The sequence below is a fragment of the Pseudomonas sp. RW409 genome, from assembly GCF_003184125.1.
Classification (GTDB): domain Bacteria; phylum Pseudomonadota; class Gammaproteobacteria; order Pseudomonadales; family Pseudomonadaceae; genus Aquipseudomonas; species Aquipseudomonas chlororaphis_I.
Window position 1 is genome coordinate 984,813 of record NZ_QHHP01000041.1, and the last position, 13,857, is coordinate 998,669.

11 protein-coding genes are annotated in these 13,857 nt (G+C 59.3%); 10 read left to right on the top strand and 1 reads right to left on the bottom strand.

Annotated features, from left to right (window positions below; genetic code table 11):
- The first annotated feature begins 2 nt into the window (after positions 1 to 2).
- From sdhA to DK261_RS25070, 10 genes are all read left to right on the top strand, one after another.
- Positions 3 to 1,775: a succinate dehydrogenase flavoprotein subunit gene (gene sdhA / locus DK261_RS25025; protein WP_009047766.1), complete on the top strand. Its 1,773-nt coding sequence runs from the start codon at positions 3 to 5 to the stop codon at positions 1,773 to 1,775.
- 12 nt (positions 1,776 to 1,787) lie between these two features.
- Complete coding sequence (locus DK261_RS25030) at positions 1,788 to 2,492, top strand: succinate dehydrogenase iron-sulfur subunit (protein ID WP_007931501.1); 705 nt, start codon at positions 1,788 to 1,790, stop codon at positions 2,490 to 2,492.
- A gap of 276 nt (positions 2,493 to 2,768) precedes the next feature.
- The gene (locus DK261_RS25035; RefSeq protein WP_038581009.1) at positions 2,769 to 5,600 is read left to right on the top strand and encodes a 2-oxoglutarate dehydrogenase E1 component; all 2,832 of its coding nucleotides are present in this window, start codon (positions 2,769 to 2,771) and stop codon (positions 5,598 to 5,600) included.
- Positions 5,601 to 5,642: 42 nt separating this feature from the next.
- Entirely contained in the window at positions 5,643 to 6,863 is a 1,221-nt protein-coding gene (gene odhB / locus DK261_RS25040; RefSeq protein ID WP_009042789.1) for a 2-oxoglutarate dehydrogenase complex dihydrolipoyllysine-residue succinyltransferase, read from the top strand.
- A gap of 112 nt (positions 6,864 to 6,975) precedes the next feature.
- Complete coding sequence (gene lpdA, locus DK261_RS25045) at positions 6,976 to 8,412, top strand: dihydrolipoyl dehydrogenase (RefSeq protein WP_007931507.1); 1,437 nt, start codon at positions 6,976 to 6,978, stop codon at positions 8,410 to 8,412.
- 224 nt (positions 8,413 to 8,636) lie between these two features.
- Positions 8,637 to 9,803: an ADP-forming succinate--CoA ligase subunit beta gene (gene sucC, locus DK261_RS25050; protein ID WP_007931510.1), complete on the top strand. Its 1,167-nt coding sequence runs from the start codon at positions 8,637 to 8,639 to the stop codon at positions 9,801 to 9,803.
- Positions 9,803 to 10,684, top strand: a complete 882-nt coding sequence (gene sucD / locus DK261_RS25055) for a succinate--CoA ligase subunit alpha (protein WP_007931513.1) — start codon at positions 9,803 to 9,805, stop codon at positions 10,682 to 10,684. The genes sucC and sucD overlap by 1 nt, the downstream gene beginning before the upstream one ends.
- A gap of 352 nt (positions 10,685 to 11,036) precedes the next feature.
- Positions 11,037 to 12,350, top strand: a complete 1,314-nt coding sequence (brnQ, locus tag DK261_RS25060) for a branched-chain amino acid transport system II carrier protein (protein WP_009047769.1) — start codon at positions 11,037 to 11,039, stop codon at positions 12,348 to 12,350.
- Positions 12,351 to 12,527: 177 nt separating this feature from the next.
- Complete coding sequence (locus tag DK261_RS25065; RefSeq protein WP_053278013.1) at positions 12,528 to 13,265, top strand: DUF599 domain-containing protein; 738 nt, start codon at positions 12,528 to 12,530, stop codon at positions 13,263 to 13,265.
- Positions 13,265 to 13,666: an MAPEG family protein gene (locus DK261_RS25070; protein ID WP_009047771.1), complete on the top strand. Its 402-nt coding sequence runs from the start codon at positions 13,265 to 13,267 to the stop codon at positions 13,664 to 13,666. The genes DK261_RS25065 and DK261_RS25070 overlap by 1 nt, the downstream gene beginning before the upstream one ends.
- A 53-nt stretch (positions 13,667 to 13,719) precedes the next feature.
- Here the strand turns inward: DK261_RS25070 and DK261_RS25075 are convergent.
- On the bottom strand, positions 13,720 to 13,857 hold a 138-nt coding region (locus DK261_RS25075), incomplete at its 5' end, for a transposase (RefSeq protein WP_146218556.1).

Consider the following 13,857-nt stretch of genomic DNA (forward strand, 5'->3'; position numbering starts at 1 on the left):
TCATGGCTAACATTCCAACGATTTCTTTCGACGCCATCATCATTGGTGGCGGCGGCGCCGGCATGCGTGCCGCATTGCAGCTGGCCCAGGGCGGCCACAAGACTGCAGTGATCACCAAGGTGTTCCCGACCCGCTCGCACACTGTGTCGGCTCAGGGCGGCATCACCTGCGCCATCGCGTCGGCCGACCCGAACGATGACTGGCGCTGGCACATGTACGATACCGTCAAGGGTTCCGACTATATCGGTGACCAGGACGCTATCGAATACATGTGTCAGGAAGGCCCTGCCGCGGTTTTCGAACTGGACCACATGGGTCTGCCGTTCTCCCGCACCGAAACCGGTCGTATCTACCAGCGTCCTTTCGGCGGTCAGTCCAAGGATTACGGTAAAGGCGGCCAGGCTGCCCGTACCTGCGCAGCTTCCGACCGTACCGGTCACGCGCTGCTGCACACCCTTTATCAGGGCAACCTGAAAGCCGGCACCACCTTCCTGAACGAGTACTACGCCGTTGACCTGGTGAAGAACCAGGAAGGCGCGTTCGTCGGTGTGATCGCGATCTGCATCGAAACCGGCGAAACCACCTACATCCGCGCGAAAGCCACCGTATTGGCGACCGGCGGCGCGGGTCGTATCTACGCATCCACCACCAACGCCCTGATCAACACCGGTGACGGTGTCGGCATGGCGCTGCGTGCCGGCGTGCCGGTACAAGACATTGAAATGTGGCAGTTCCACCCGACCGGCATCGCCGGCGCCGGTGTACTGGTGACCGAAGGTTGCCGTGGTGAAGGTGGTTACCTGATCAACAAGCACGGCGAGCGTTTCATGGAGCGTTATGCTCCGAACGCCAAGGACCTTGCCGGTCGTGACGTTGTTGCCCGTTCGATGGTTAAAGAAATCATCGCCGGCAACGGTTGTGGTCCGAATGGCGACCACGTGATGCTCAAGCTCGACCACCTGGGCGAGGAAGTGCTGCACAGCCGTCTGCCAGGCATCTGCGAACTGTCCAAGACTTTCGCTCACGTTGACCCGGTGGTTGCTCCAGTACCAGTAGTTCCAACTTGCCACTATATGATGGGCGGCGTGCCGACCAACATTCATGGCCAGGCAATCACCCAGAACGCCGAAGGCGTGGATGAGATCATCCACGGTCTGTTCGCTGTGGGCGAAGTGGCTTGTGTATCGGTTCACGGTGCCAACCGCCTGGGCGGCAACTCGCTGCTCGACCTGGTGGTATTCGGCCGCGCTGCCGGCCTGCACTTGGAAAAAGCCTTGACCGACGGCATCGAATACGATGACGCGACCGACGCCAACATCGAGGCTGCACTGGCACGCCTGAACGCTCTCAACGAGCGTACTGATGGCGAAGATGTGGCTACCCTGCGTCGCGAGCTGCAAAGCTGCATGCAGAACTACTTCGGCGTATTCCGTACCGGCGAATACATGCAGAAGGGCATTGCCCAGCTGGCCGAGCTGCGTACCCGTATCGCCAACGTCAAGATCAACGACAAGTCGCAGGCGTTCAACACTGCCCGTATCGAAGCACTGGAACTGCAGAACCTGCTGGAAGTGGCCGAAGCCACCGCCATCGCTGCCGAAGTGCGCAAAGAGTCTCGCGGCGCCCATGCCCGTGAAGACTTCGAAGACCGCGACGACGAAAACTGGCTGTGCCACACCCTGTACTTCCCGGGTGAGAAGCGCGTTGCCAAGCGTGCCGTTAACTTCTCGCCGAAGACTGTTCCGACTTTTGAACCAAAAGTCCGGACTTACTAAAGGGTGATCGATATGTTGCAAGTCGAAGTTTATCGTTACAACCCTGACACCGACTCCGCGCCGAAAACCCAGGTTTTCCAGGTCGACACCGGTGGCAAGGATCTGATGGTGCTGGACGTACTGGCGCTGATCAAAGAGCAGGACGAAGGTTTCTCCTATCGTCGCTCCTGCCGTGAAGGCGTTTGCGGTTCCGACGGCATGAACATCAACGGCAAGAACGGCCTGGCGTGCATCACGCCGCTGTCTGCCGTGGTAAAGAACAACAAGCTGGTTGTTCGTCCGCTGCCAGGTTTGCCGGTTATCCGTGACCTGGTCGTCGATATGAGCATCTTCTACAAGCAATACGAGAAGGTGAAGCCATTCCTGCAGAACGACACGCCGGCTCCGGCCATCGAACGTCTGCAGTCCCCTGAAGAGCGCGAAAAGCTCGATGGTCTGTACGAGTGCATCCTGTGCGCTTGCTGCTCGACTTCCTGCCCGTCCTTCTGGTGGAACCCGGACAAGTTCCTGGGTCCAGCTGCACTGCTGCAAGCCTATCGCTTCCTGGCAGACAGCCGCGACACCAAGACGTCCGAGCGTCTGGCTTCGCTGGATGATCCGTTCAGCGTATTCCGCTGCCGCGGCATCATGAACTGCGTCAACGTTTGTCCGAAAGGCCTGAACCCGACTAAGGCCATCGGTCACATACGTAACATGCTGCTCTCGAGCGGCGTGTGATTCAGCTGCTGTAACCCAGCTGTTGTAAAGGCAGGACCGCTGTACCCGTAGAGGCTACGGCGCAGGCTTCAACCGGCGCCGTAGTTTTAAGCTGAGCAGCAGCTCACAAAGTTGCCGCTCGTATTTTGAAGAAATGAGACAAGCAGGGGCATCCGGGCTGGTACCCGGACTATCAGCGTGATCCTAAGTGGCTTGTTTTGGTCGCTGCACTCGGACTTTTGCAAGTTTGCTCGGTGTCTTCGCCGGTGGTGTTCCCCTAACCGAGGGTGACCAAGCATGCAAGAAAGCGTGATGCAGCGCATGTGGAACAGCGCCTACCTATCCGGTAGTAACGCTGCCTATGTGGAAGAGCTCTACGAGCTCTACCTGCACGACCCTAACGCTGTGCCAGAAGAGTGGCGCACTTACTTCCAGAAGTTGCCTACCGACGGCAGCACTGCCATCGATGTTTCGCACTCGACAATCCGCGATCATTTCGTGTTGCTGGCAAAGAACCAGCGCCGCGCCCAGCCGGTATCCGCCGGTAGCGTGAGCAGCGAGCACGAGAAGAAGCAAGTTGAAGTGCTGCGATTGATCCAGGCCTACCGTATGCGTGGCCACCAGGCAGCCCAGCTTGACCCGCTGGGGCTGTGGCAGCGTCCTGCACCTGCAGACCTGTCAATCAATCATTACGGCTTGACCAATGCCGATCTTGATACGACCTTCCGTGCCGGCGACCTGTTCATCGGCAAAGAGGAAGCGAGCCTACGCGAAATTCACGAAGCGTTGCAGCAGACATATTGCCGCACCATCGGCGCTGAATTTACGCACATCACCGATTCCGAGCAGCGCCAGTGGTTCCAGCAGCGTCTGGAAAGCGTGCGCGGCCGTCCGACCTACTCCACGGATATCAAGGGTCACCTGCTCGAGCGCGTCACCGCAGCTGAAGGCCTCGAAAAATACCTGGGCACCAAGTACCCGGGCACCAAGCGTTTCGGCCTGGAAGGCGGCGAAAGCCTGATCCCGATGCTCGACGAGCTGATCCAGCGTTCCGGTTCCTACGGCACCAAGGAAGTCGTGATCGGCATGGCCCACCGTGGTCGCCTCAACGTCCTGGTCAACACCTTCGGCAAGAACCCGCGCGAGCTGTTCGACGAGTTCGAAGGCAAGAAGAAGGTCGAGCTGGGCTCCGGTGACGTGAAATACCACCAGGGCTTCTCGTCCAACGTGATGACCACCGGCGGTGAAGTTCACCTGGCCATGGCCTTCAACCCGTCCCACCTGGAAATCGTTTCGCCAGTGGTCGAGGGTTCGGTGCGCGCCCGCCAGGATCGTCGCAACGACCAGACCGGTGACAAGGTTCTGCCAATCTCCATCCACGGTGACGCTGCATTCGCAGGTCAAGGCGTGGTGATGGAAACCTTCCAGATGTCGCAGACCCGCGGTTTCAAGACCGGCGGTACCGTGCACATCGTGATCAACAACCAGGTCGGTTTCACCATCAGCAACCCGCTGGACTCGCGTTCTACCGAGTACGCCACCGACGTCGCGAAAATGATCCAGGCGCCGATCCTCCATGTGAATGGTGATGATCCGGAAGCCGTACTGTTCGTGACCCAGCTGGCCATCGACTACCGCATGCAGTACAAGCGCGATGTGGTGATCGACCTGGTCTGCTACCGTCGTCGCGGCCACAACGAAGCGGACGAGCCAAGCGGCACCCAGCCTCTGATGTACCAGCAGATCGCCAAACAGCGCACCACCCGTGAGCTGTATGCCGATCGTCTGGTCCAGGCCAACGTGCTCGACGCCGAGCGTGTTCAGGCGAAAGTCGACGAATACCGCAACGCGCTGGACAACGGCCTGCACGTCGTGAAGAGCCTGGTCAAAGAGCCGAACAAAGAGCTGTTCGTGGACTGGCGTCCATATCTGGGCCACGCCTGGACTGCGCGTCACGACACCACCTTCGATCTGAAGACCCTGCAGGAACTGTCCGCCAAGCTGCTGGAGCTGCCGGAAGGCTTCGTGGTTCAGCGCCAGGTCGCGAAGATCTACGAAGACCGTCAGAAGATGCAAGCCGGCGGCCTGCCGATCAACTGGGGTTATGCCGAAACCATGGCATACGCGACCCTGGCGTTCGAAGGTCACCCGATCCGCATGACCGGCCAAGATATTGGCCGCGGTACGTTCTCGCACCGTCACGCGGTTCTGCACAACCAGAAAGACGCCAGCACCTACATTCCGCTGCAGCACCTGTACGACGGCCAGCCACGTTTCGATCTGTACGATTCGTTCCTGTCCGAAGAAGCCGTACTGGCGTTCGAATACGGTTACTCGACCACCACGCCAAACGCGCTGGTGATCTGGGAAGCCCAGTTCGGCGACTTCGCCAACGGTGCCCAGGTGGTGATCGACCAGTTCATCACCAGTGGCGAGCACAAGTGGGGCCGTCTCTGCGGTCTGACCATGCTGCTGCCGCACGGTTATGAAGGTCAGGGTCCGGAGCACTCTTCGGCTCGTCTGGAGCGTTACCTGCAGTTGTGCGCCGAGCACAACATCCAGGTCTGCATGCCGACCACCCCGGCCCAGATCTACCACCTGCTGCGTCGTCAGGTGATTCGCCCGCTGCGCAAGCCGCTGGTGGTCCTGACTCCGAAATCGCTGCTGCGTCACAAACTGGCCATCTCGACCCTGGAAGATCTGGCGGAAGGTTCGTTCCAGACCGTTATTCCGGAAATCGATGCCCAGGATCCAAAAGGCGTGAATCGTCTGGTTCTGTGCAGCGGCAAGGTCTACTACGACCTGCTGGAAAAACGCCGTGCCGAAGGCCGCGACGACATCGCCATCGTGCGTATCGAGCAACTGTACCCATTCCCTGAGGACGACTTGAACGAAGTCCTGGCTCCGTACACCAACCTCAAACATGTCGTTTGGTGTCAGGAAGAGCCGATGAACCAAGGGGCCTGGTACTGCAGCCAGCACCACATGCGCCGCATCGTTGGTAATCACGACAAGTCGCTCGTACTCGAGTACGCGGGCCGTGAAGCCTCTGCTGCACCTGCATGCGGTTACGCATCGATGCACGCCGAGCAGCAGGAAAAACTGCTGCAAGATGCTTTCACTGTTTAACGCCTTCGCGCACCTGAAACCGAATTTAAGGAACCACAGATAATGGCTATCGAGATCAAAGCCCCCACTTTCCCGGAATCGGTTGCCGATGGCACCGTTGCCACCTGGCACAAAAAACCGGGCGACGCCGTCAAGCGCGACGAACTGATCGTCGACATCGAAACCGACAAGGTCGTGCTGGAAGTTCTGGCCACCGCTGACGGCGTGCTGGGCGCTATCGTCAAGAACGAAGGCGATACCGTTCTGTCCGACGAAGTACTGGGCTCCATCGCTGAAGGCGCTGCCGCTGCCGCTGCTCCAGCCGCTGCCGCACCAGCTGCCGCTCAGGCCGCAGCACCTGCCGCCGAAGGCGAAGACGATCCAATCGCTGCTCCAGCCGCGCGCAAGCTGGCTGAAGAGAACGGCATCAACATCGCCTCCGTTGCCGGTACCGGCAAAGGCGGTCGTGTGACCAAGGAAGACGTGGTTGCAGCCGTTGCTGCCAAGAAAGCCGCTCCGGCTGCCGCGCCTGCCAAGGCTGCTGCTCCAGCCGCCGCTGCTCCGGTATTCGCTGCCGGCGACCGCGTCGAGAAGCGCGTTCCAATGACCCGTCTGCGTGCCAAGGTTGCCGAGCGTCTGGTCGAAGCACAGTCGAACATGGCGATGCTGACCACCTTCAACGAAGTCGACATGACCGAAGTCATGGCCCTGCGTTCGAAGTACAAGGATCTGTTCGAGAAGTCCCACAACGGCGTACGCCTGGGCTTCATGTCGTTCTTCGTCAAGGCTGCTACCGAAGCGCTGAAGCGTTTCCCGGCGGTCAACGCCTCGATCGACGGCTCCGACATCGTTTACCACGGCTACGCCGACATCGGTGTTGCGGTATCCAGCGACCGCGGTCTGGTGGTTCCGGTTCTGCGTAACGCCGAACTGATGAGCCTGGCTGAAATCGAAGGCGGCATCGCCACCTTCGGCAAGAAAGCCCGTGACGGCAAACTGTCGATGGAAGAAATGACCGGCGGTACTTTCACCATCACCAACGGTGGTACTTTCGGTTCGATGATGTCGACTCCGATCGTCAACCCGCCGCAAGCGGCGATCCTGGGCATGCACAACATTCTGCAGCGTCCTATGGCGATCAACGGTCAGGTGGTTATCCGTCCGATGATGTACCTGGCTCTGTCCTACGATCACCGTTTGATCGACGGCAAAGAAGCAGTGACCTTCCTGGTTACCATCAAGAACCTGCTGGAAGACCCGGCTCGTCTGCTGCTGGATATCTGATTTCGTAGCATGGGCCGATCAGCGATGATCGGCCTTTCGCCGAAACGAACAGCTTCGTCCCACGACGGCCTCCACAAGAGGCCGTCCGGTTTGATTCGAGAAGGAATGACACATGACTCAGAAATTCGACGTGGTAGTGATTGGCGCAGGCCCTGGCGGCTATGTAGCTGCCATTAAAGCTGCGCAACTCGGCCTCACGACTGCCTGCATCGAGAAATATACCGATAAGGAGGGCAAGCTGGCCCTCGGCGGTACTTGCCTGAACGTCGGCTGCATCCCTTCCAAGGCGCTGCTGGACAGCTCCTGGAAATTCCACGAAGCCCAAGACGGTTTCGCGATCCACGGTATCAGCCACGCTGGCGTGTCCATGGACGTGCCTGCGATGGTCGGCCGCAAAGCCAACATCGTGAAAAACCTGACCAGCGGTGTTGCCACCCTGTTCAAGGCCAACGGCGTGACCTCCATCCAGGGCCACGGCAAACTGCTGGCCGGCAAGAAAGTCGAAGTCACCAAGCCAGACGGCTCGGTGGAAGTGATCGAAGCCGAGAACGTCATCCTGGCGCCAGGCTCCCGTCCAATCGACATTCCACCAGCCCCGGTCGATCAGAAAGTGATCGTCGACTCCACCGGCGCCCTGGAATTCCAATCCGTACCAAAACGCCTGGGCGTGATCGGCGCTGGCGTGATCGGTCTGGAACTGGGTTCGGTATGGTCCCGTCTGGGCGCTGAAGTGACTGTCCTGGAAGCCCTGGACACCTTCCTGATGGCTGCCGACACCGCCGTCTCCAAGGAAGCGCTGAAAACCCTGACCAAACAGGGTCTGGACATCAAGCTGGGCGCTCGCGTCACCGGCTCCAAGGTCAACGGCGAAGAAGTGGTCGTGACCTACACCGATGCCAACGGCGAACAGAACATCACTTTCGACAAGCTGATCGTAGCCGTTGGTCGCCGTCCGGTGACCACTGATCTGCTGGCTGCCGATTGCGGCGTGACCCTCGACGAGCGCGGTTTCGTGCACGTTGACGATCACTGCGCCACCACCGTACCGGGCGTTTACGCGATCGGCGACGTGGTTCGCGGCATGATGCTGGCTCACAAGGCCTCGGAAGAGGGCATCATGGTCGTCGAGCGCATCAAGGGCCACAAGGCTCAGATGAACTATGACCTGATCCCTTCGGTTATTTATACTCACCCGGAAATCGCGTGGGTTGGCAAGACCGAGCAGGCCTTGAAAGCTGAAGGCGTTGAAGTTAACGTCGGCACCTTCCCGTTCGCAGCCAGCGGCCGTGCCATGGCAGCCAACGACACCGGCGGTTTCGTAAAAGTCATCGCTGATGCCAAGACTGACCGCGTACTGGGCGTCCACGTGATTGGCCCGAGCGCGGCGGAACTGGTTCAGCAAGGTGCGATCGGCATGGAATTCGGCACCAGCGCCGAAGACCTGGGCATGATGGTTTTCTCCCATCCGACCCTGTCCGAAGCGCTGCACGAAGCAGCACTGGCAGTGAATGGCGGCGCCATCCACATCGCCAACCGCAAAAAGCGTTAAGACAATAAGAAACCACGGCGGATTGCCCGTCGTGAGCCTTGCGAGCAAGACTCACCGCGGAACGTCCGCTGGACTCGACCTCACGGGAATCTTCAGGCGTCGTGCCGCAGCCCAGGTTGCGGAGGCGGGGCAGGGGAATCCGGTGAGGAGCGGTCACAGGTGGCGCGGCACTCATCAAGAGCGCAGCGCCGAATGCGCAGTACCTAACGAAGACGGTAAAAAGCATGAATCTTCACGAGTATCAGGGTAAGCAGCTGTTCGCTGAATACGGCCTGCCAGTATCCAAAGGCTACGCGGTAGACACCCCGGAAGAAGCAGCAGAAGCTTGCGACAAGATCGGCGGCTCCGAGTGGGTTGTCAAAGCCCAGGTTCACGCCGGTGGTCGCGGTAAAGCGGGCGGCGTAAAGCTGGTTCGCAGCAAAGAAGACGCTAAAGCATTCGCTCAACAGTGGTTGGGCAAGCGTCTGGTGACTTACCAGACTGACGCCAATGGTCAGCCAGTCACCAAGATCCTGGTTGAATCGTGCACTGATATCGCTAAAGAGCTGTACCTGGGCGCTGTCGTCGACCGTTCGAGCCGTCGCATCGTGTTCATGGCTTCCACCGAAGGTGGCGTGGACATCGAGAAAATCGCTCACGACACTCCAGAAAAAATTCTCAAAGCCACTATCGATCCACTGGTTGGCGCTCAGCCATTCCAGGGTCGCGAGCTGGCTTTCCAGCTGGGCCTGGAAGGCAAGCAAGTCACTCAGTTCGCCAAGATCTTCGTAGGCCTGGCCAAACTGTTCCAGGACCACGATCTGGCTCTGCTGGAAGTGAACCCGCTGGTGATCAAGGCTGATGGCGATCTGCACTGCCTGGACGCGAAGATCAACATCGACGCCAACGCCATGTACCGTCAGCCTAAGCTGAAGACTTTCCACGATCCGTCGCAGGACGATCCGCGCGAAGCGCACGCCGCCAAGTTCGAACTGAACTACGTGGCCCTGGAAGGCAACATCGGCTGCATGGTCAACGGTGCCGGCCTGGCCATGGGTACCATGGACATCGTCAACCTGCACGGCGGCAAGCCAGCCAACTTCCTCGACGTAGGTGGTGGCGCTACCAAAGAGCGCGTGACCGAAGCCTTCAAGATCATCCTGTCCGACACCAACGTCGCTGCAGTACTGGTCAACATCTTCGGCGGCATCGTTCGTTGCGACATGATTGCCGAAGGCATCATCGGTGCAGTGAAAGAAGTCGGCGTGAAAATCCCGGTTGTTGTTCGCCTTGAAGGCAACAACGCTGAACTGGGCGCTAAAGTACTGGCAGAAAGCGGCTTGAACATCATCGCTGCTACCAGCCTGACCGACGCTGCTCAACAAGTTGTCAAAGCTGCGGAGGGCAAATAATGAGCGTCCTGATCAATAAAGACACCAAAGTTATCTGCCAGGGTATTACCGGTTCGCAAGGTAGTTTCCACACCCAGCAAGCCATCGAATACGGCACCAAGATGGTTGGCGGCGTAACTCCGGGCAAAGGCGGCACCGAGCACCTGGGCCTGCCTGTCTTCAACACTGTGAAAGACGCTGTAGCTGCCACTGGCGCCACCGCCAGCGTGATCTACGTTCCAGCTCCTTTCTGCAAGGACTCCATCCTGGAAGCAGCTTTCGGCGGCATCAAGCTGATCGTCTGCATCACCGAAGGCATTCCTACCCTGGATATGCTGGATGCCAAGGTCAAGTGCGACGAGCTGGGTGTTACCCTGATCGGCCCTAACTGCCCAGGCGTGATCACTCCAGGCGAATGCAAGATCGGCATCATGCCAGGTCACATTCACTTGCCAGGCAAGGTCGGTATCGTTTCCCGTTCCGGCACCCTGACTTACGAAGCCGTCAAGCAGACCACTGACGCCGGTTTCGGTCAGTCCACCTGTGTCGGCATCGGTGGTGACCCGATCCCGGGCTCCAACTTCATCGACATCCTGAAGCTGTTCCAGGAAGACCCGAAGACCGAAGCGATCGTGATGATCGGTGAGATCGGCGGTTCGGCTGAAGAAGAAGCGGCTGCCTACATCAAGGCTAACGTGACCAAGCCGGTTGTTTCCTACATCGCTGGTGTGACTGCTCCTCCGGGCAAGCGCATGGGCCATGCTGGCGCAATCATCTCTGGCGGCAAAGGCACTGCAGACGAGAAATTCGCTGCTCTGCAAGACGCAGGCGTGAAAACCGTGCGTTCGCTGGCAGACATCGGCAAGGCCCTGGCCGAGCTGACTGGCTGGGCTGTCAAGTAAGCCTCGCGCTTAGCTTGCAACTCTGCTGACAAAGGCCACCTTCGGGTGGCCTTTGTTCGTTAAGAGCAGTTGCAAGCCTCAAGCTGCAAGAGAAGCTTGTTGCTTGAAACTTGTATCTTGCAGCTGCTTTTAATATGTAAACGCGACACGCAAATGTCGCTTATCGGACAGTTCGCCCTCTAACAGTGCGTTTGTCTTACAAATTCGGTAGGCTAGCCGCCTCTTTTGCGTCTGCGTCCCACAAGGAAGCTGCGCGCTAAACGGGTCAGTCCTATACGGACCGACAGCATTTCCCTCACCCATAAGGGAAATCCCTCTCTAAATTCCGATTCAGTAGTGTGGTATTTCCTTAATGAAAGTGTTGAAAGGCCAGGACATTCTGGCACTGGGTTTTATGACCTTTGCCCTGTTCGTCGGGGCCGGCAATATCATCTTCCCGCCTATCGTCGGCTTGCAGTCCGGACCTAACGTCTGGATCGCGGCGCTGGGCTTTCTGATCACCGCCGTGGGCCTTCCGGTGGTGACCGTCGTTGCGCTGGCCAAGGTCGGCGGGGCGATGGACGCGCTGAGCAGCCCGATCGGCAAAATCGCCGGTGGCCTGCTAGCGGCGGTCTGCTACCTGGCGGTCGGCCCGTTGTTCGCGACGCCGCGTACCGCGACCGTATCCTTCGAAGTCGGCCTGGCGCCGCTGACCGGCGAAAGCCCGCTGGCGCTGTTCCTCTATAGCTCGGCGTATTTCCTGCTGGTGTTTTTCATCTCCCTCTACCCGGGACGCCTGCTGGACACCGTTGGGCGTTTCCTCGCGCCGCTGAAGATCATCGCCCTGGCCGTACTGGGCATCGCCGCGTTCGCCTTGCCGGCCGGTGATATCGGTGTGGCGACTCCCGAATACGTCGCGGCGCCGTTTTCCCAAGGCTTCATCAATGGTTACCTGACCATGGATACCCTGGGCGCACTGGTGTTCGGCATCGTCATCGTCAACGCCATCCGCTCCCGCGGTGTCGAGTCGCCACGCCTGATCACTCGTTACGCGATCATCGCCGGGCTGATTGCCGGCGTCGGCCTGGCGCTGGTGTATGTCAGCCTGTTCCGCCTGGGCTCGGGCAGCCACGAAGTCGCGGTCGGCGCCACCAATGGCGCGGCGGTGCTGCACGCTTATGTGCAACACACTTTTGGCTCCCTGGGCAGCGGCTTCCTGGCCGTGCTGATTTCCCTGGCCTGCCTGGTGACCGCGGTCGGCCTGACCTGTGCCTGCGCAGAGTATTTCAGCCGCGTACTGCCGCTGTCGTACAAGACTCTGGTGATCATCCTGGCGGCGTTCTCGCTGCTGGTGTCCAACCTGGGCCTGACCAAGCTGATCGCTTTCTCCATCCCGGTGCTGACTGCCATCTACCCGCCGTGCATCGCCCTGGTGGCCCTGAGCTTCTGCAAGGACTTCTGGCATGAGCAAGGCCGCATCGTCGGTCCGGTGATGCTGGTGTCCTTCCTGTTCGGCCTGATCGACGCCCTCAAGGGCGCCGGCCTGGCGGACTGGATGCCCACCCAGTTGATGCACCTGCCGCTGAGCGAGCAGGGCCTGGCGTGGCTGGTGCCTTCGGTCATGACCCTGGTAGTCGCTGTAGTCTGCGACCGCCTGCTGGGCAAGCGCAGCGAAGCCCTGGCCTAAACCGCTATCTGCCCGATGCCCGTCACGAGCGGGCACCGAGTAACCATAAAAAAATGCCCCGTATCCAGCGATGCGGGGCATTTTTTATGGGCGAGGGATGGTGTCTTTTTTCCTCGATCAACGTCGAAGCAGTGCCAGTTGTATCCGCACTCTGCCAACGCCTATCCGGGAACCTGCATGTCGTTCGTCGAAGCCAACCTGATCCATCTCATCGCCGCCCTCTGGTTTGTCATCTGCTGGGGTGGCTATACCCGCTACGCCACGTGGAAGGGCCGCGACACCGCGTGCCTGGCCAGCGTGCTGCACCTGTACCGGGAAGACTGGATGCGCCGCATGCTGCTGCGCGACAACCGCATCGCCGACGCCAGCGTGATCGGCAACCTGGAGCGCAATGCCTCGTTCTTCGCTTCCAGCACCCTGATTATCCTCGCCGGTATCCTTACCGTGCTCGGTGCTTCCGAGCGTGCGGTGTCGCTGCTGGCCGACATTCCCATGGTGCAGCAGGCCTCCCAGGGCATGTCGGAGATCAAGCTGCTGTGCCTGGCCCTGGTGTTCGTCTACGCCTTCTTCACCTTCAGCTGGTGCATGCGCCAGTACAACTTCGCCGCCATCCTCGTCGGCTCGGCGCCAATGATCGGTGAGCGACATGTTTCCGAACAGGAGCGAAAAGCCTTTGCCCTGCGGGCTGCGCGGGTGATTTCCATGGCCGCCAACCAGTTCAACTTCGGCCTGCGTTCCTATTACTTCGGCATGAGCATGCTGGCCTGGTTCGTCAGCCCCTGGCTGTTCATGCTGATGAGCGCGGGCGTGGTGCTGGTGCTGTACCGCCGGGAGTTTCATTCCGACGTGTTGGACGTGATGGTCTATACCCCTACAGAGGCGCCGTTGCCCGAGGTGAACAAGGAGATTGCCTGATGAGTATCGCGTTCTGGTGTGTGTTTATCAGCGCACTGCTGATTTACGTGGCACGGATGCCGGTGGCCAGGGCCATGAAAGAGCAGGGCGGTTACGACAATCACCTGCCACGCCAACAACAGGCGCAACTTACGGGATTCGGTGCCCGGGCGCTGGCGGCGCACCAGAACAGCTTCGAAGCCTTCATGTTATTCGCGGTCGGGGTGCTGATGGCCCATACCACCCAGACTCAGGGTTGGTTGATCGATGGGCTGGCGATTGTCTTCGTCATTACGCGGGTTATCTATCTGCTGTGCTATTGGGCGGATCTTGCCTGGCAGCGCAGTCTGGTCTGGTTTATCGGTCTGCTCTGTTCAATGTTGCTGATGCTTAGTCCGATTTTTCGCCGCCTGTTGGCTTAGAGGTTATTCCAGACAAAGTAAAGCCCGCACTAGGCGGGCTTTCTTTTGGTTCTTCACGGAATACCGGGAAAGACGCTCTTGATCTTCATGAAAAAGAATTCGCTATCCCGGTAACCGTACGCCATTCGTTTGATGACCTTTATTCGATTGTTTATTCCTTCCAGCTGACCGGTGTGCATCGGCCAGCGAAC